Origin of the sequence: Streptomyces sp. APSN-46.1, assembly GCF_022815725.1 — a bacterium.
In the GTDB taxonomy this organism is placed as follows: Bacteria; Actinomycetota; Actinomycetes; order Streptomycetales; family Streptomycetaceae; genus Streptomyces.
In genome coordinates this window covers 639,304-656,016 of sequence record NZ_JALGRF010000002.1, presented here as the reverse complement: position 1 = coordinate 656,016, position 16,713 = coordinate 639,304, and the positions used below count along the sequence as shown (strand labels likewise).

At 72.7% G+C, this 16,713-nt stretch carries 18 protein-coding genes; 4 read left to right on the top strand and 14 right to left on the bottom strand.

Annotation, left to right across the window (positions count from 1 at the left end):
* Positions 1-138: 138 nt before the first annotated feature.
* From MTF65_RS09590 to MTF65_RS09565, 6 genes are all read right to left on the bottom strand, one after another.
* Entirely contained in the window at positions 139-924 is a 786-nt protein-coding gene (locus MTF65_RS09590) for an aminoglycoside phosphotransferase (protein WP_243628060.1), read from the bottom strand.
* 70 nt (positions 925-994) lie between these two features.
* Entirely contained in the window at positions 995-2,248 is a 1,254-nt protein-coding gene (locus tag MTF65_RS09585; protein WP_243628058.1) for a radical SAM protein, read from the bottom strand.
* 16 nt (positions 2,249-2,264) lie between these two features.
* Entirely contained in the window at positions 2,265-2,459 is a 195-nt protein-coding gene (locus tag MTF65_RS09580) for a hypothetical protein (protein ID WP_243628057.1), read from the bottom strand.
* Positions 2,456-2,695, bottom strand: coding sequence for a hypothetical protein (locus MTF65_RS09575; protein WP_243628055.1), 240 nt, complete (start codon positions 2,693-2,695; stop codon positions 2,456-2,458). Before MTF65_RS09575 ends, MTF65_RS09580 begins: the two co-directional genes overlap by 4 nt.
* Positions 2,692-2,976: a hypothetical protein gene (locus tag MTF65_RS09570; protein ID WP_243628053.1), complete on the bottom strand. Its 285-nt coding sequence runs from the start codon at positions 2,974-2,976 to the stop codon at positions 2,692-2,694. Before MTF65_RS09570 ends, MTF65_RS09575 begins: the two co-directional genes overlap by 4 nt.
* A gap of 228 nt (positions 2,977-3,204) precedes the next feature.
* Positions 3,205-4,425 carry a helix-turn-helix domain-containing protein gene (locus MTF65_RS09565; protein WP_243628052.1) on the bottom strand — a complete coding sequence of 407 codons (1,221 nt, stop codon included), beginning with the start codon at positions 4,423-4,425 and terminating at the stop codon, positions 3,205-3,207.
* A 183-nt stretch (positions 4,426-4,608) separates the two neighbouring features.
* On the opposite strand from MTF65_RS09565, the gene MTF65_RS30200 reads away from it, so the two are divergent.
* Together MTF65_RS30200 and MTF65_RS09560 are read left to right on the top strand one after the other, a co-directional pair.
* A complete protein-coding gene (locus MTF65_RS30200; protein ID WP_279398796.1) occupies positions 4,609-4,740 on the top strand; it encodes a hypothetical protein in 132 nt (43 codons plus the stop codon).
* Positions 4,741-4,872: 132 nt separating this feature from the next.
* Positions 4,873-5,214, top strand: a complete 342-nt coding sequence (locus tag MTF65_RS09560) for a hypothetical protein (RefSeq protein WP_243628051.1) — start codon at positions 4,873-4,875, stop codon at positions 5,212-5,214.
* A gap of 74 nt (positions 5,215-5,288) precedes the next feature.
* Here MTF65_RS09560 and MTF65_RS09555 read toward each other — a convergent pair whose 3' ends face one another.
* The 3 genes from MTF65_RS09555 to MTF65_RS09545 are packed head-to-tail and all read right to left on the bottom strand — an operon-like array spanning position 5,289 to position 8,214.
* Positions 5,289-6,602 (bottom strand): bifunctional RNase H/acid phosphatase, encoded by a 1,314-nt coding sequence (locus MTF65_RS09555; protein WP_243628050.1) that lies wholly within the window; start codon positions 6,600-6,602, stop codon positions 5,289-5,291.
* Positions 6,602-7,345 (bottom strand): zinc ribbon domain-containing protein, encoded by a 744-nt coding sequence (locus MTF65_RS09550; RefSeq protein WP_243628635.1) that lies wholly within the window; start codon positions 7,343-7,345, stop codon positions 6,602-6,604. The genes MTF65_RS09555 and MTF65_RS09550 overlap by 1 nt, the downstream gene beginning before the upstream one ends.
* The gene (locus MTF65_RS09545) at positions 7,342-8,214 is read right to left on the bottom strand and encodes a Nif3-like dinuclear metal center hexameric protein (RefSeq protein WP_243628049.1); all 873 of its coding nucleotides are present in this window, start codon (positions 8,212-8,214) and stop codon (positions 7,342-7,344) included. The genes MTF65_RS09550 and MTF65_RS09545 overlap by 4 nt, the downstream gene beginning before the upstream one ends.
* A 303-nt stretch (positions 8,215-8,517) precedes the next feature.
* Between MTF65_RS09545 and MTF65_RS09540 the strand changes: the two genes are divergently transcribed.
* Complete coding sequence (locus MTF65_RS09540) at positions 8,518-9,627, top strand: hypothetical protein (protein ID WP_243628046.1); 1,110 nt, start codon at positions 8,518-8,520, stop codon at positions 9,625-9,627.
* 61 nt (positions 9,628-9,688) lie between these two features.
* Here the strand turns inward: MTF65_RS09540 and MTF65_RS09535 are convergent, their stop codons facing one another.
* The 3 genes from MTF65_RS09535 to MTF65_RS09525 are packed head-to-tail and all read right to left on the bottom strand — an operon-like array spanning position 9,689 to position 12,630.
* Positions 9,689-10,630 (bottom strand): 3-oxoacyl-ACP reductase, encoded by a 942-nt coding sequence (locus tag MTF65_RS09535; protein ID WP_243628045.1) that lies wholly within the window; start codon positions 10,628-10,630, stop codon positions 9,689-9,691.
* Positions 10,631-10,653: 23 nt separating this feature from the next.
* Positions 10,654-11,730 (bottom strand): Zn-dependent alcohol dehydrogenase, encoded by a 1,077-nt coding sequence (locus tag MTF65_RS09530; protein ID WP_243628044.1) that lies wholly within the window; start codon positions 11,728-11,730, stop codon positions 10,654-10,656.
* A gap of 21 nt (positions 11,731-11,751) precedes the next feature.
* Positions 11,752-12,630 (bottom strand): MaoC/PaaZ C-terminal domain-containing protein, encoded by an 879-nt coding sequence (locus MTF65_RS09525; protein WP_243628042.1) that lies wholly within the window; start codon positions 12,628-12,630, stop codon positions 11,752-11,754.
* Positions 12,631-12,887: 257 nt separating this feature from the next.
* On the opposite strand from MTF65_RS09525, the gene MTF65_RS09520 reads away from it, so the two are divergent.
* On the top strand, positions 12,888-13,247 hold the full coding sequence (locus MTF65_RS09520; RefSeq protein WP_243628634.1) for a DNA-binding response regulator: 360 nt from the start codon (positions 12,888-12,890) through the stop codon (positions 13,245-13,247).
* 37 nt (positions 13,248-13,284) lie between these two features.
* Here the strand turns inward: MTF65_RS09520 and MTF65_RS09515 are convergent, their stop codons facing one another.
* Positions 13,285-14,496, bottom strand: coding sequence for a lipid-transfer protein (locus MTF65_RS09515; RefSeq protein WP_243628041.1), 1,212 nt, complete (start codon positions 14,494-14,496; stop codon positions 13,285-13,287).
* Positions 14,497-14,510: 14 nt separating this feature from the next.
* Positions 14,511-16,643: an acyl-CoA dehydrogenase gene (locus tag MTF65_RS09510; protein ID WP_243628039.1), complete on the bottom strand. Its 2,133-nt coding sequence runs from the start codon at positions 16,641-16,643 to the stop codon at positions 14,511-14,513.
* Between the last annotated feature and the right edge of the window lie 70 nt (positions 16,644-16,713).

Below are 16,713 nucleotides of genomic sequence, written 5' to 3'. Positions count from 1 at the left end.
GCGGGTTTCCCCATGCCGGGCGGTCGGCCGGTCCACTATCGACAAGGCCAAGCAGAGGGCCAAGGCCGCCGCCAAGACGGCGAAGGATTGACCTTCCCCTCCCAACGCAACAGCGCCCCACAGTCGTGTTGCCGGGGCTCAGCGGCTGTTGTGCCAGGTGCGGGCTGCGGTGAGCATGTCGAGTGTCCAGGGCTCGGGGTCGTGCTGGGTGATCTCTTCCCAGACGCTGACGGTGGCAGCGGCGAAGGCGTCGACTGCCGGTCGGGGGGCGCTCGTCCATGCGGGGACGCGGGCCGCCCACTGCTCGGCCTGCGCGGGGGTGTGGCCGGAGCGGATGAGCCACACCGTCCATAGGGCAGCGTCGATCCAGGCCGCGCCCCGGGACGCCCACGCCCAGTCAACGACTCGAACGCGGTCCTCGTGGATCAGGACGTTCGTCGGGAACCAGTCCGTATGCAGCAGGGCCGCGCCGTCGAACAGGTCAGGGTCGGGGGTGTGGTTGCGCATCCGGTCCGGCATCGTCCGCACGGTGACGTCCTCGGGGGCGGTGATGGTGGACAGGTGGGCGAGGGTGTCGGCGATCAGGGGCAGGTCCGGAGATCCGGGGGTGTAGTCGGCGTGGCGGCCGTCGGCGTCCTCGAAGGCGATCAGGTCCCAGCCGCCGGCTTCGGCGCGCCACAGCAGGGCGGGGGCGATGCCGCGCACGTGCGGGTTGATGTCCGCTTCGCGCTTCTGCGTCCATGCCCGCGGGTGGCCGCTGCGCAGGCCCTTGACGAAGGCCGTGGTGTCGGCGGTGTGGATGCGTGCGGCGATCTCCGAGTTCAGGCCGCCGCCGACGGTCTCGTACTTGATGACGGGCCCGGTGCGTTCGGTGATGAGGGCGAGGGCATCGGCGGGGAGTTCGGTGAGGCGCTCGGTCGGCATGGGTTCAGGCTTCCAGATGGATGGGGGCCCTGGCGCAGTTTCGCGCCAGGGCCCCCGGATCGGACGACAGCTAGTTGTAGGGGTTGTCGTCGCCGCAGCCCTGCGCGGTCGGGGCGGTGTAGGCGTCGATGTTGTCGATGATCTGAATGTCCTCGCCGTCCTGGGGCTCGATGGTGCGGGTGGGGGCGAGTTCGAGCATGACCGGGCTGGTCTCCTTCGGTTGTCCGTGCTGGCAGTAGTTGATCAGTGGTGCCTTCGCCTCCTGGAAGAGTCGTGCCATCGGGCGGCAGACCCGGCAGGTGCCGGAGAGCGTGCAGCCCTCGCATCCTCCGGTGCGAAGCATGAGGGAATCGGCGATGGAGCCGAGTCGGGCCAGACCTTCGACGCCTTCGGCGACCAGGTCCACGGACGGGTCACGGCCCACCTTGCAGATGGAGGCTTTGCCGTGGGGGTCGACGTGGAAGAAGGTGTGACCGGCGGGGCAGCCGGTGAAGGGTGCCCGCTGGGTGAGGTGCTCGGGGGACTGTGACGGCAGGGTCTCGGCGCCGCCGTGGATCGTGGGCGACATGTTGGCGTACTCGCGCCACGGCAGGCCGTGACGCTCGGCGAAGGCCCGCATGGCGGTCTGCTCGTGGGCGTTGCGGCGGGTGATGATCAGGCTGACGTCGATGTTCAGCCCGGCCTCGATTGCGCCGTCCAGGCCGCGGACGAACTTGTTGAACCCTCCGCGTCGGCCGGTGAGCCCGTCGTACGTCTCGGCGGTCGCCCCGTACAGGGACAGCGTCAGCTTCGCCGGCCGCCACGTCGTGAACAATTCGAGGATCCCGGGGTGCCAAAGGCGGGAGCCGTTGGAAAGGATCTCCACCACCATGCCCAGCTCGTTCGCGAGGCGGTAGGCGGCCGGGAAATCGGGGTCGATCAGCGGCTCACCGCCGGTGATCTGAAACCAGATCACCCCGGCGTCGCGGACCTGGTGCAGAAGCCGTTCCTTACCCGCCCAGTCCAGGCCCTCGAACCGCTTCTCGCCGAGGTAGCACATCTCGCAGTCGTAGTCACAGCCCAGATTGATCTCCCAGGTGCCCCGGTTGTACCGGAAGCGGCTCCGGGGCCGTACGAGGACGGCCCCGGCGACGGGGCGGCCGGTCAGGTCGAATCCCCACGCCCGGCGGGCGACGTCGGCCAGCCATCCGGGCACCGGATCGGCGGCCGCCATCGCACGCTGAAGCTCGGCGTACTTGGCATAGGGGATCTTCACCGCGCGGGGGCTGTCCGGCCGTAAGAGCAGGTGCTCGTCCTCGTAGGGGGCTGCGATCAGATCGTGCACGTCATCCTCCGAAGGGTCAGGGGTGCTCGGCGCGGAGCTGCGCCCTGGTCTTGATCACGCGCAGGTCGTCGGGGTGCTCGGCGGCCTTCTCGTAGGTGCCGGCGCCGTACACGGGGCGCAGGATGGGCACCCCCTGGCGCCGGTCGGTGTAGATCCAGCGGCCGCCGCCGGGGCCGTCCTCCACGAGGTCGCCGATCTGGGCGGCGCTCACTGGGCACCGCCGACGGGGCTGATGTTGGAGGCGGCGGTGGTCCACTCGATTCCTCCGCCGGTGGAGCGGATGTGGGCGATCTCCAGCAGACGGCCGGCGTGGTGCTCTGCGGTGACGCAGGTCAGGGTGCCGGTGAGGCCGTTGGCGATGTCGCGGACGTGCTCGCCGGTCAGGGGGTGGTCGATGGTGTGCCACTCGCCGCCGGCCATCGGGCCGGGTACGGGGCGGCCGGTCACCGGGTCCACTCCTGGATGCGTGCGGCGCTGATCTCCATGGGGTGCGCCAGTCTCAGGTATTCCGGGGTGGCGATCCACTCGCGGCCGCCGCCGAGGGGGCGGACGTAGCCGTAGCCGGGGAAGGCGTCGGTGAGGATGCCGTATCGGGCGAGGACGCCTACGGCCAGGTGCTCGGGGGCTTCCATGGCGCGGACGATCGTGCCGGGCGCCGGCCAGAGGCGGCGGGGCAGTGTGATGGCGCGCGGGAGGTGGCGCTGGTGGTCCTGTAGCTGCGTCGTCATCGCCGCCGCCTCGGTCGTAGTCGGTAGTGGTGGCGGGTGGCCGTCTCTGGGCTGTGGCAAAAGGGGAGAGACGGCCGCCGCGCACCGGGGCCGGGAAGGGGGAAAGTGCGGCCCTTGGAGGGGGTGGTGCTGATGACCAGTCAACGCGGAACGGCGCCCCACAACTGGCACAGGTTGTGACAGTTGCAGGACGCCGTGTGACAGTTGTGGCGGGTGTGGCTGGTGGGGCTACAGGTTGGCGCCGCACCAGGACGCGTACCCGATCAATGTGTCCGGGGTGCGGCGTGCTGCGTGCACGAGGCCGCTGACGGTCTCCCGCACGCTCGGGTGGTATTTGGCCTGTTGAGGGGCGATGGATCGTGCCTTGAGGAGGGAGGACAGGGCGGCGTCGGTCTTCCCGGTCGACAGTTGTGCGCGGGCGGTGTCGATCCAGAAGTGCCCGAGTCGGTCCGGGAAGTAGTCGGCGGGCGGCCGTACTTCCTTCGCGAGTTGCAATGCCCGGCTGTGGTTGCCCAGCTCCATCTCCACGGCGGAGGCGTGGATGGATACGTTGGTCGGTCCGAAGCTCTGGACGTGGGGGCCGTCACCGCCGGCTCCGGTGACCTCGCGTCCCAGCCGGTCGGCCAGCCGACGCGCTTCGGACAGCTCGCCCCGGGCTGTGTCTTCGTCGCCCCGGCGGCAGGCGAGCATGGCGGCTCGCAGGCGAAGGTTCCCCGCCGAGCACAGGGCGGGTACATCGCCGTTTCGTACGCCGTCGTCCACGACCGTCAGGGCCCGGCTGATGATCACCTGCCCTACCTCCAGGCGGCCGGTGGAGAATGTCGCGTACGCCCTCATGTAGTGGTGGAGGGCCATCAGGTAGGGGTCGCTCCCGCGGCCGGCAGAGTAGTCCATCCGGGAGAGCAGCAGCGCCACCAGGTCGGACAGGCCCAGGTTGTAGGCGACGTCGTACGCGGACCGGTAGACGTGGACGAGCATCCGGTGTGCCTGCTCTTCGGTGTGGCCGGTCGCGGTCTGTGAGACCTGCACGAGTTCATCGATGAGCGGCGGAGCCATCGCGGTGATCTTGGCGTAGTTGGATGCACGCCGGGCATCGAGGACCAGGTGGACATCGGCGGCGATCTCGGAGATGCCGCGCACGGCGATTTCGTCCAGGGGCAGGTCCCAGTTGTCCAGGGAGGCCCGCAGGTCGGCCAAGGGCCCGTCGAGACGGTCATGGGTGTGGTCGGTGGCATAGGGCTGACCGGTGAAGGTGGTGAGGGGGACACCCATGGCGCGGGCGACGGCGGCGATCAGGGAGCTGGAGGCGGGACGCCGCCCCTGCTCGACCTTCACGAGGAGGCTGTACGAGATGTTGGCTTTGGTAGCGAGCTGCGCCTGAGTGATCCGGCACAGCCTTCTGTACGCGGCGATGCGCGCACCCGTGCCAGCGGCAGTGTTGTGGGGCATCCTGTCTGTGCTCCGTCCTGCGTAGTGGTCCTATTGGGACGGTACCCGCCGCCGGGTGGCGGGAGAACGGGAAAGGACCCCAGCCGGTTTCCGGTTTGGGGTCCTTGTTCGTGGGAGGCCCGCCGTTGTCAGCGGGGCTTTCCCATACCGCTCGCCCCCTGAGTGATCAAGGTGGGGTGATCTGTGTCTGAAGACGTTTATGACCGCTGGCACGTTGCGCGGCTGGATGCGTACGTCAGGAAGCTGCGGGCGAAGGGCGAGCCGATACCCGAGACGTGCAGCCGCAAGCCGGGCGGCCTCCTTCCGCTGGACTGAACCCGGCGTACAGGCCGGCTCGTCTGCCCTTCCACTCCGTTCGAGGTGCTGCGAACACGGGCGGCTGCCCGAATCCCGGCAGCTGACGCAAACGCCCCTCGGAGGGGCACCCGATGCGGCACGCTCACCCTCATGACCGATCACCCTGCCCTCGCGGCCTCCGCCGCCGCGCACATACGTGACTTAGCCGAAGCGACCAAGGACGCCCACGAGGCCTATGGAAGCCCCGCCGACATCGCTTCCGTGACCGAGAGCCTGCGCGACCTCGCCCGCCACCTCGAAAAGGCACTGGACCACCTGGCGCGGCACATAGACCGCCGTGACGGCTGGGACACCACGGACGGAGAGCAGCCCCGCCGGTATTCGCGCGAGGCGAGCGGCCAGATCCGATCCGCCAACGCCGACGCCCACAACATGGTCCGCGCCCTGGGCCGGTCCGTGGAAGCCCTCGTCCACCTCAAGTCCGCACCCTGATGCCGACCCGGTGAGGAGATGCCGGCCCCCGCCGCCGGGCTGCCGGCGGCGGGGGGGCCTGTTCGCGCGAGCGGCTACCGCAGGTGCGAGGTGTCGTTCAGCAGCCGTACCGAGGCGTTGCCGTCCGCGTAGTAGGCCACCGCCGAGAGGGAGGCCGCGGAGAGCTCCATGCGGAACAGCGACTCCGGCGGGGCGCCCAGTGCGAGCCGTACGAGGATCTTGACCGGGGTCACGTGGGTGACCAGCAGCACCGTACGGCCGGCGTGCGCGGCCAGCAGCCGGTCGCGGGTGGCGGAGATCCGGCGGGTCGCCGCCATGAAGCTCTCGCCGCCGCCGGTGGGGGCGGCCTTCGGGGAGTCCAGCCAGGCCTGGAGGTCGTCCGGGAAGCGCTCCTGCACCTCGGCGAAGGTCAGGCCCTCCCAGGCGCCGAAGTCCACCTCGCGCAGGCCGTCTTCGACGGTCACGCCGAGGCCGAGGCGGTCGGCGACGGCCTGCGCGGTTTCGCGGCAGCGGCGCAGCGGGGAGCTGATGACCGTCTGCACGGTCCCGCGTGCAGCGAGCGCCTCGGCGACGGCCGCCGCCTGACGGCGTCCCGCCGGGGACAGCTCGGGGTCGGAACCCCCGCTCCCGGAGAACCGCTTCTGCGGGGTGAGCGCCGTCTCGCCGTGCCGCAGCAGCACGAACGTCGCGGGCGCCCCCATGTCGGGGCCCCAGCCGGTCCCGTGGGCGGGGGCCGTCGCGGTTGCGGCGGCCTGGCCGCGCCCCTCCGCCGGGGGCGGGATGTGTCCCGCCGCGGCGGGCTCGGGCTCCGCGAGCGCCGACGCCGTGGCCGACGTACGGGATGAAGAGGCGAGCGCCGCTCGGACGGCCGCGGCACCCGCCACCGCATCCCCCGGAGGGCCCGCCGGAGGGGTCGACAGGGAACGGGCCGCGCCGTGGTCGAGGGCCGCCGTGGAGGCGGACGGCTCCCACTGCTGGCCGCGCTTGCCCGCGTCCATCGCCTCGTTGGCCAGCCGGTCCGCGTGCTTGTTCCGCTCGCGCGGGATCCACTCGTACGTCACCTGGGACCGGGGCAGGATCGCCGCCGCCTCCGCCGCCAGGGGCTTCATGTCCGGGTGCTTGATCTTCCAGCGGCCCGACATCTGCTCGACGACGAGCTTGGAGTCCATGCGGACGAGGACCTGCGCGTCCGGGGCCAGCTCACGGGCGGCCCTGAGGCCCGCGACCAGGCCCTTGTACTCCGCCACGTTGTTCGTCGCGATGCCGATGTACTCGGCGCGCTCGGCCAGCGTCTCCCCCGTCGCCGGGTCGAGGACGACCGCGCCGTAGCCGGCGGGCCCCGGGTTGCCCCGGGAGCCGCCGTCCGCCTCCACGACCAAGCGCGGCATCAGATGCCCGAGTCCGCCGTACGGACCAGGATGCGGCCGCAGTTGTCGTGGCGCACGACCTGGTTGGGAGCCGCCGCCTTGATCTCGTTGACCTCGGCCATGTCGAGCTCCAGCCGGCAGCCCTCGCAGCGGCGCTGGTACAGGCGCGCGGCGCCGACCCCGCCCTGCTTGACGCGGATCTTCTCGTACAGGGCGATCAGGGCGTCCGGGATGGACGCCACGATCAGCTCACGGTCCTTGGCGATCTTGGTGGCGTCGGCGTCGATCTCGGCCGTGGCCGCGTCACGGCGCGCGGTGGCGTCCGTCAGCTTGGCCTCCAGGGCGGAGACCCGCTCGGTGAGCTCGGTGACCCGCTCCTGCGCGGCCTCCAGGCGCTCCATGACCTCCAGGACCACGTCCTCCAGGTCGCCCTGCCGCTTGGCCAGCGAGACGACCTCGCTCTGGAGGTTGGCCAGGTCGCGGGCCGAGATACCCACGCCGGAGTCGAGCCGCTGCTGGTCGCGGGCCGCGCGCTGGCGCACCTGGTCGACGTCCTGCTCGGCCTTGGTCTGCTCGCGGGCGGCGTCGCTCGCCTGGGTCTGGGCGGCGACGAGCAGGTCGCGCTGCTGGGTGAGGTCCTTGGTCAGGGAGTCGACCTCGGCGTGCTCGGGCAGCGACTTGCGCTTGTGGGCGAGCTGAGACAGCCGGACGTCCAGGGCCTGGACATCGAGGAGTCGGATCTGGTCGGCGGGCTCGGCGTTCAGTTGGGGGCTCCAGAGATAGAAGAGAAAGAGGACTGCGGCAAGGCTGCGGACGGCGCGTGCACCGTCCACGGGTCGGTGACCGCGCGCGAGACATGGGTACGCAGACCCCAGCCGTGGCGCTCGGAGATCGCGTCGAGCTGCGCGGCGGCCTGCTCGCACCAGGGCCACTCGGTGGCCCAGTGGGCGGCGTCGACGAGGGCGAGCGGACTCTGCTCGCGCGCCTCGGACACCGGGTGGTGGCGCAGGTCCGCGGTGAGGAACGCGTCCACGCCGGCGGCCCGCACCTGCTCGAAGAGGCTGTCGCCGGAGCCGCCGCTGACGGCGACGGTGCGGATCGGCGCGTCCGGGTCGCCGGCCACGCGGATGCCCTGAGCGGTGCGCGGCAGCCGGGCGGCGGCGCGGGCGGCGAACTCGCGCAGGGTCTCGGGGTGGTCCAGCTCGCAGATCCGGCCGAGGCCGCGGCGGCCGGCGGGGTCGCTCGGGTCGGGCACGAGCGGGCCGGTGACGCGCAGGTCGAGTGCGCCGGCGAGGGCGTCGGAGACACCGGGGTCGGCGGTGTCGGCGTTGGTGTGGGCCACGTGCAGCGCGATGTCGTTCTTGATCAGCGTGTGCACGACGCGGCCCTTGAAGGTGCCGGCCTCGACGGTGGTGGTCCCGCGCAGATAGAGGGGATGGTGGGTGACGATCAGGTCGGCGCCCAGCTTCACCGCCTCGTCGGCGATCTCCTGGACGGGGTCCACGGCGAAGAGGACCCGGGAGATCTCGGCGTCGGGATCTCCGCAGACGGTTCCGACGGCGTCCCACTGCTCGGCCCGCGAGGGGGGCCAGAGCGCGTCCAGCGCGGCGATGACTTCAGAGAGACGGGGCACGGGCCAAGGCTACCGTCCGTGGCGACTGGCCCGGCGCCCCCGGCCGGGGGGACGAACGGGCGACGGCGCAGGGCCGCCCGGGCCCCGCTCGGGCGATCCCTGTCCCCGCGCGAGGGCGGGCGCCCGCGCCGGCGGGACCCGTCCCGGCCCTTCCCCCGGTACGCCCCGATATCGCACAGCACAATCGCCCCGCCGCTCACGGGCGAACCGGCGGGTGGCCACCCGTATGTGTGAAGCAGGGTGGCTCGTGTTGTTCGGCGTGACGTGCGAAAACTAGCTTCCTCATCCGGAGGTGACGCACGGATGACTGTCTGTGCCATCGAGACGACGACGACGGCCCCGTTCACCATCGCCGCGGACGGGTCGTACGCGGCCCGGCTGGCCGGGGACGGCGAGGCGCGCTACCCGGAGCGCTGGACCCTGGCCGGACCCGAACCGTACGCGGTGCCGCTGCCGCTCGCGCAGCCCGAGGAGGCCGACAGCGAGGTGCTGCCGCTGGCCGACGGGCGGGTGCTGATCCACCGCCGCGTGGCGGAGCGGCACGCGTTCGCCCTGCTGTATCCGACGGGCGGCGGCTCCGCCGCCACCGGTCCGCGCACCGGGGAACTCCCGCTGGGCGCGATCGAGCCCGAGGACGCGCGGACCCGGGTCCGCCTGCTGCCGCCGTCCCCCGACGGGTGCGGGGCCTTCGCGCTGGCCGCCGGGCCGGCGGGCACCACCGTCTGGCGGATCGCCGGAGGCGCCTTCGGGCCCGAACGCGTCGCCCACGTCCCCGGCCGCTGCTCCGGCGGCGTCTGGCTGGACCGGGCGGGCCGGCTGCTGGCCCTGGACCGGGAACTCGACGGCCGCACCAAGGCCGTGGCGGTGGACCTGGGCCGGGGCGGCGCGGTCTCCCCGCTCCTCCAGATCGCGGAGACCAGCGACGACCGGCTGCTGCTGGCCGACCCGGACAGCGGGCTGCTGCTGATCCGCTCGGACGCCCCGGGCGAGGCGCGGCTCGGCTGGGGGGTCCTGGGCAGCTCGCTCCCGGTCCGCTTCCCCGAGTGCCTGCGGGGCGAGGGGGCGACTCCGTTCGCCGTGCAGCCGGGGCAGGCCCTGATGCCGGAGACCTGCGCGGTCGCGCTGCGGCTGGAGGACGGTGCGGGTGCCTCCGGCGGTGGCTGGGGGAGCATCGGCCTATGGCGCCCCGCCGACCGGCACGTCTTCCGCCTCCCCGCGCCCGCCGGCTGGCTCGGCGGCACCGGCCTGTGGAGCCGCGAGGGCCGCCTGCACCTCCCGTACGCCACCCCGGACGTCCCCTGCGGCATCGTGACCCTGGGGATCCCGGTCGCCCCGCCGCCCCCGGTCCGTCTCGACCCGCCGCCGGCGCCCGCGCCCCGGCCGATCCCGCTGCAGCAGGCCCCGCTGCGCTGACGCGGCGCGCCGCATCCGCCGCCTCCCGGCCGGGCGGCGGGCGGCGGACGGCGGTCTCCCGTCAGCCGTGCTTGAGGCCGAGGACCTCCGCCGCGGCGAAGGTCTCGTCCGCCGGGCGGGCCGCGTAGTGCGGGGTGAGGAGCTCGTCCAGCTCCTCGTAGGAGAAGGCCTCCTTGCCCGTGTCGAACTTCGCGGCCACCTTGGGGCGTTCCATCACGGCCACGATCCCGCCGTGCACGACGAACAGCTGTCCGTTGGCCCGGGCCGAGGCCGGCGAGGCCAGGTAGCCGACCAGCGGGGAGACGTGCTCGGGGGCGAGGGCGTCCAGCTTGCCCTCCTCCGGGACCTGGAAGCCCGCGAAGACGTCCTCCGTCATCCGGGTACGGGCGCGCGGGCAGATGGCGTTGGCCGTCACCCCGTACTTGGCCAGGGCGAGGGCCGTCGAGGTGGTGAGCCCGACGATGCCGCCCTTGGCCGCCGCGTAGTTCGGCTGGCCGGCCGATCCGCCGAGGAAGGCCTCGGACGAGGTGTTGACGATGCGGCCGTAGACCGGGCCGCCCGCCGCCTTGGATCGCTCCCGCCAGTGCGCGGCGGCGAAGTGCGTGGTGTTGAAGTGGCCCTTGAGGTGGACCCGGATGACCGAGTCCCACTCCGCCTCCGACATGGAGAAGATCATCCGGTCGCGCAGGATGCCCGCGTTGTTGACCAGGACGTCCAGCTTGCCGAAGCTCGCGACCGCCAGCTCCACCAGCTCCCGCGCCTGCTCGAAGTCGGCCACGTCACCGAGGTGCGCCACCGCCTGCCCGCCCGCGGCGCGGATCTCCGCGGCCACCTCCTCGGCCGGGGCGGCCGAGGCCTCCCCGGAGCCGTCGCGGCCGGGCTGTCCGAAGTCGTTGACGACGACGCTCGCGCCGAGCCGCGCGAGCTCGATCGCCTCGGCCCGGCCGAGCCCGCGGCCCGCGCCCGTCACGATGGCGCTGAGCCCCTCAAGTGGCAGTGACATCTACCGGATTCCTCTCATCGCTCTCAGAGTTCGATGCAGGTGCGCAGGGCCACGCCCGTACGCATCTGGTCGAGGGCGTCGTTGATCTCTCCGAGGTGCACCCGGTGGGTGATCAGGCCCGCCAGGTCCACCCGGCCGGCCCGCCACAGCGCGATGGTGCGCTCGTAGGAGCGGAGCACGTCCCCGCCCCCGTACATCGACGGCAGGATCTTCTTCTCGTCGAAGAAGAGCGAGAACATGTCGATCTGGAAGGTGTCGTCCATGGCGCCCGCGCCGACGATGACCACGCTGCCGCCGCGCCGGGTCATCTTGTACGCGGTCTGCGCGGTGGCGGACTTGCCGACGACCTCGAAGACGTAGTCGAAGCCCTCGCCGCCGGTGATCCGGTTCTTGGCATCGTCGAAGGCGTCCGGGGCGACCGCCTCGGAGGCGCCGAACCGCAGGGCGGCCTCGCGCCGCGACTCCACCGGATCGACGGCGATGATCTGCGCCGCGCCCTGGACCTTGGCGCCCTGGATGACGGATATGCCGACGCCGCCGCAGCCGATGACGGCGACCGAGGACCCGGCCTCCACCTTCGCGGTGTTGACGGCCGCGCCGAGGCCGGTGGTGACGCCGCAGCCGATGAGCGCGGCGATGTCGAAGGGCAGGTCGTCGGGGATCGGGACGGCGCACTTGGCGTCGACCACGAGTTCCTCGGCGAAGGTGCCGGTGGCGGCGAAGCCGAAGATGTCGCCGCCCGCGCGGCGGAAGTTGGGGGTGCCCGCGTTGACCAGGCTCTCCAGACACAGGTGGCCCTGGCCGCGCTTGCAGGACGGACAATGACCGCACGGCGGCAGCCAGCAGACGAGGACGCGGTCGCCCGGCTTGTGGCTGGTCACCCCGTCGCCGACGTCGGAGATCACTCCGGAGCCCTCGTGGCCCGGGACGAAGGGGGCGGGCTGCGGCAGGACGCCGCTCATCGCGGAGAGATCCGAGTGGCACAGCCCCGTGGCCTTGATCCGGATCTTCACCTTGCCGGGGCCGAGGCCCACGGCCTCCATGTCGTCGACCACTTCGAGCTTGTCCTGGCCGATCTCGCTCTGCAGTGCTGCGCGCACGGTGCGGCTCCTTCTGTGGATTTACGCGTGTTCGACGACGGTCTCGACGACGGTTTCGACGACGGTGTCGGCGAGGACCGGCGCGTCGTCCCGGTCGGCGGCGGTCACCGACACCAGGACGCGGCCGGGCTCCTGCCACATCCGGATGCGCAGGGTCTCGCCGGGGAAGACGATCCCGGTGAAGCGCGTGCGGTAGGCGCGGACCCGGGACACGTCCCCGCCGAGGACGGTGTCGACGACGGCCTTGAGGGTCATCCCGTACGAGCACAGGCCGTGCAGGATCGGCCGGTCGAAGCCGGCCAGCTTCGCGAACTCGGGGTCGGCGTGCAGGGGGTTCCAGTCGCCGGAGAGGCGGTAGAGGAGCGCCTGCTCCTCGCGGATGAGGCGCTCCACGGTGCGGTCGGGAGCCCGCTCGGGCTGCTCGGTCCTGACGGAGGGCCCGCGGTCCCCGCCGAACCCGCCCTCTCCCCGTACGAAGAGCTGCGCGTCGCTGGTCCAGAGCGGCCCGTCGGCGTCGGCGACCGCGGAGCGCAGCACGATCACGGCCGCCTTCCCCTTGTCGTGGACGGCGGCGACCTTGGAGCTGGAGGTGGCCAGGCCCTTGACCGGGATCGGCCGGTGCAGCTCGATGGAGTGGCCGCCGTGCAGGACGGCGGCGAGGTTGACGTCGATTCCGGGCGCGGAGAGGCCGCCCAGCATGGCCATTCCGGCGCCGGCGACGGTCGCGAAGCTGGGCAGGACGTGGAGCTTGGACTCCAGGGTGTAGCGCAGCTCGTCGGGGTCGGTGGCGGGCAGGCCCGCGCCGAGGCCGAGGTGGTAGAGCTGGATGTCCTTGTGGTCCCAGGCGATGTCCCCCGTGCGGGGGGCGGCGGCGAGGGCCTTGGCGGCATCGATCGGCATTGAGGATGCTGCTCCTTTTGATCTTTGGAAGACCTCGGCACGGCCGTCCGCACCGTCGGCCGCACCGAGGTCGCATGCGGGACCGGCCGCCGCCCACGCGCCGTTCTAGAACGCGTTCTAGATGGGACCGGTGAAGGAATGTATAACGCACGCCCCAGCACTTGGGAAGACTCCTGACTTCACGTCAGATTTACTTTCGCTGAGGCGTGTTGTACGTCGTCCGGCGCGCGGGACCCTACCCTGACGGGGTGGACGAAATGCCCGTTGCGCACCGGACCGAACGATCCCTGCGGGTGCTGCTGGACCCGCCGAACCCGCCGCTGGCGGTCCGTCTCGGGCTCCAGCCGGACCTGGAGGTGGTGGCCTCCGCGATGGGCCGGCCGGCGGTGGCGCTGGTCGAGGAGGTCACGGCGGTGGCGGGGCTGCTGGCGGAGGATCCGGAGTGCCGGGTGCTGGTCCTGACGGGGTCGGCGCACCCGGGCCTGCCGGAGGCGGCCCTCGCCGCGGGCGCGGCGGGGCTGATCCTCCGGGACGGCCCGATCGAAGAGCTCGCGGACTCCATCCGCCGCGCGGCCCGCGGCGAAACGGTCATCGACCCCGCCCTCACCCGCCCGTAGCCGGGTGGAGCCCCGGCGGCGGCGCCGCACCCGGCCGTTACTTCCGCAGCAGGGTGACCACCGCCGCGCCGCCCAGGCCGATGTTGTGCGCCAGGCCGACCCGGGCGCCGGGAACCTGGCGGGGGCCGGCCTCGCCCCGCAGCTGCCACGCCAGCTCCGCCGCCTGCGCGAGCCCCGTCGCGCCCAGCGGGTGCCCCTTCGAGATCAGGCCCCCCGAGGGGTTGACCACCCACCGGCCGCCGTACGTGGTGGCCCCGCTCTCCACCAGCTTCCCGGCGGCGCCCTCCCCGCACATGCCCAGCGCCTCGTACGTCAGCAGCTCGTTGATCGAGAAGCAGTCGTGGAGCTCGACCACGTCCACGTCCTCGATGCCGAGCCCCGACGCCTCGTAGACCTGCCGGGCCGCCGCCGCCGTCATCGGCTTGCCGACCACGTCGATGCACGAGCCCGACGAGAACGACTCCTCCGTGTCCGTCGTCATCGACTGCGCGACGATCTCGACCGCCTTGTCGTGCAGCCCGTGCCGCACCACGAACCGCTCCGACACCACCAGCGCCGCCGCGGCCCCGTCCGAGGTCGGCGAGCACTGGAGTTTCGTCAGCGGGTCGTGGATCGGCTTCGCCGCGAGGATCTCCTCCACCGTGTACACGTCCTGGAACTGCGCGTTCGGGTTGTTCGCCGAGTGCCGGTGGTTCTTCGCTCCCACCGCCGCCAGCTGCGCGGCCGTGGTCCCGTACCGCTCCATGTGCTCCCGCGCCGCGTTCCCGAAGATCTGCGCGGTCGGCGGGGACATCTCGAAGCCGTGCCCGGCGGCCATGACCGCGTAGTGCCGGGCCACCGGCGACGTCTTAAAGGATTCATCAGCGGCTCCGCCGCGGGCACCGCCGTCGGCCCCACCGCCCAGCGCGCCCCGCTTCATCTTCTCGAAGCCCAGCGCGAGCACGCAGTCGCTGATCCCGCCCGCCACGAACTGCCGCGCCATCATCAGCGCCGTCGAACCCGTCGCGCAGTTGTTGTTCACGTTGTAGACCGGGACCCCGCTCAGCCCCAGCTCGTACACCGCCCGCTGCCCGGCCGTGGAGGCCTGGAAGCAGTACCCCACCGGAACCTGCTCGACCATCCCGTACGCCACGCCCGCGTCGGCGAGCGCCGCGGAACCGGCCTCCTTCGCCATGTCCCAGTACTGCCAGTCCCTCGACTCCGGCTTCTCGAACTTCGTCATGCCGACGCCCACGATGTACGACTTCATGTCCGTGTACCCCTTCAGTCCCTGGGAAGGCCGAGAATCCGCTCGGCGACGACATTGAGCTGGACCTGTGTGGTGCCCCCGGCGATGGTCAGGCAGCGGGACATGAGCATCCCGTGCACCGCCCGCTCCCCCACCCCCTCCCGCACCGCGCCCGCCGGCCCCAGCAGTTCGAGCGCGAGCTCCGCGGTCCGCTGCTGGTGCGGGGTCTGCACGAGCTTGCGTACGGACGCACCCGCGCCCGGCTCCAGTCCCGACACCTGCGAGAGCGTGGTGCGCAGCCCGATGCAGGCCAGCGCGTGCGCCTCGGCGGCCAGCGCCCCGATCCGCGCCCGGGCGGCCCCGTCCAGGCCGGCGGAGCGGGCGATCAGCGCCTCCAGGCCGGAGCTGAAGGTCATCTGGTCGGCCATGTGGACCCGCTCGTTCCCGAGCGTGTTCCGGGCGACCCGCCAGCCGCCGTCGGCCGCCCCCACCAAGGCGTCGGCCGGAAGGTCGGCGTCGTCGAAGTAGACCTCGTTGAACAGGGCCTCGCCGGTGATCTCCTTCAGCGGCCGGATGTCGATGCCCGGGGTCCGTTTCATGTCGACGACGAAGTAACCGAGCCCCTTGTGCTTCGGCGCGGCCGGATCCGTCCGCGCGAGCAGGATCCCGAAGTCGGCGGTGTGCGCGGAACTCGTCCACACCTTCTGTCCGTTGATCCTCCAGCCGCCCGCCGCGGTCCGCTCGGCCCTGGTCCGCAGCGAGGCCAGGTCGGAGCCCGCGCCCGGCTCCGAGAAGAGCTGGCACCAGGTCAGCTCCCCGCGCAGGGTGGGGAGTACGTACGCCTCCCGCTGGGCCGGCGTCCCGTAGGCGAGCAGCGAGGGGACCACCCAGGTGGCGATCCCGAGGTCGGCGATCCTGACCCCGGCGTCCCGCAGCTCCTGCTGGACCACGAGCTGCTCGACCGGTCCGGCCCCGAGGCCGTACGGGGGCGGGAGGTAGGGGGCCGCGTACCCGGTGGGGGCCAGGACCCGCCGCGCGGCGGCGGGGTCGAGGCCGCGGGCGTCCTCGATGGCGGCGCGGGCCTTCGCCCGGTACTCCTCGGCCCGCTCGGGGAGTACCGTCCTCAGCTCCCGGCGGGCGCCGGCCGCCGCGAGCCGGACGGCCCGCAGGCGGTGCCCGTCGCCGGATCCGAGGAGCTGGCGGGCCACGAGGGCCCGGCGCAGGTGGATGTGGGCGTCGTGCTCCCAGGTGAAGCCGATGCCGCCGAGGATCTGGATGCAGTCCTTGGCGCAGGAGTAGGCGGCGTCGAGCGCGGTTCCCGCGGCCAGCGCGGCCACGAGCGACCGCACCTCCGGGGCCTCGTCCATGCTGTTCGCCGCGTCCCAGGCGAGCGCCCGGGCCTGCTCCAGCCGGACGAGCATGTCGGCGCAGAGGTGTTTGACGCCCTGGAACCGCCCGATGGGCCGGCCGAACTGCTCGCGCACCTTGGCGTACTCGGCGGCGGTGTGCAGGGCCCGGGCCGCGGTGCCGCAGGCGTCGGCGGCGAAGAGGGCGCAGGCCAGGTCGCGGACCAGGGCCGCGTCCAGTTCCAGGAGCCGCCCTGGCGCGACCGCGACCCCGCGGGCCCGCACCTCGGCGGTGGGCCGCGTCGGGTCGGCGCTCTCGTGCGTACGGATGGCCAGGGCGGCGGCGTCGACGGCGAACCAGCGGGTGCCGTGCGCGGCCTCGGCGGCGAGGAGTACGAGATCGGCCTCGCCGGCGCCGAGCACCGGCGGCGCGTCGCCGTCGAGCAGGTGTCCGCCGCCCTCGACGGCGACGGCCGTCATGCTCCCGGGGCCGAGGGCGACCGCCCCGACCCGCCCGCCGAGCGGCTCGGCGCCGGCCCGCTCCAGCAGTACGGAGGCCAGCACGCTCGGCAGGTACGCCCCGGGCAGCGCCGCCCGGGCGGCCTCCTCGACCACCACGGCCAGGTCGAGCAGGGTCCCGCCCTCCAGGTGCGGGGCGAGCAGGCCGGACTCGGTGAGCGCGTCCCAGTAGGCGGGCCGCGCCCCGGTCCGCGGCGGCGTGTCGAGCAGCTTGCGCACTTCCTCGGGCGGGACGGCCCGCGCCACCCAGCCGCGCACGGCCTCGGCGAGCTCCCGCTGTTCCCGCGTGATTCCGATGCCCATACGGATCCCTGCCGCCTTCTCCGCCGCGCCCGGCTGCCGCTGGGCGGTGCCCCCCTGGTCGCCGGTCAGA

Bases quoted from the DNA above. Each gene is read 5' to 3' on its own strand.
- MTF65_RS09525 (WP_243628042.1), bottom strand. From the start codon at position 12,630: ATGCCGATCGATGCCGCCAAGGCCCTCGCCGCCGCCCCCCGCACGGGG.
- MTF65_RS09510 (WP_243628039.1), bottom strand. From the start codon at position 16,643: ATGGGCATCGGAATCACGCGGGAACAGCGGGAGCTCGCCGAGGCCGTG.
- MTF65_RS09540 (WP_243628046.1), top strand. From the start codon at position 8,518: ATGACTGTCTGTGCCATCGAGACGACGACGACGGCCCCGTTCACCATC.
- MTF65_RS09560 (WP_243628051.1), top strand. From the start codon at position 4,873: ATGACCGATCACCCTGCCCTCGCGGCCTCCGCCGCCGCGCACATACGT.
- MTF65_RS09590 (WP_243628060.1), bottom strand. From the start codon at position 924: ATGCCGACCGAGCGCCTCACCGAACTCCCCGCCGATGCCCTCGCCCTC.
- MTF65_RS09565 (WP_243628052.1), bottom strand. From the start codon at position 4,425: ATGCCCCACAACACTGCCGCTGGCACGGGTGCGCGCATCGCCGCGTAC.
- MTF65_RS09535 (WP_243628045.1), bottom strand. From the start codon at position 10,630: ATGTCACTGCCACTTGAGGGGCTCAGCGCCATCGTGACGGGCGCGGGC.
- MTF65_RS09515 (WP_243628041.1), bottom strand. From the start codon at position 14,496: ATGAAGTCGTACATCGTGGGCGTCGGCATGACGAAGTTCGAGAAGCCG.
- MTF65_RS09555 (WP_243628050.1), bottom strand. From the start codon at position 6,602: ATGCCGCGCTTGGTCGTGGAGGCGGACGGCGGCTCCCGGGGCAACCCG.
- MTF65_RS09570 (WP_243628053.1), bottom strand. From the start codon at position 2,976: ATGACGACGCAGCTACAGGACCACCAGCGCCACCTCCCGCGCGCCATC.
- MTF65_RS09520 (WP_243628634.1), top strand. From the start codon at position 12,888: ATGCCCGTTGCGCACCGGACCGAACGATCCCTGCGGGTGCTGCTGGAC.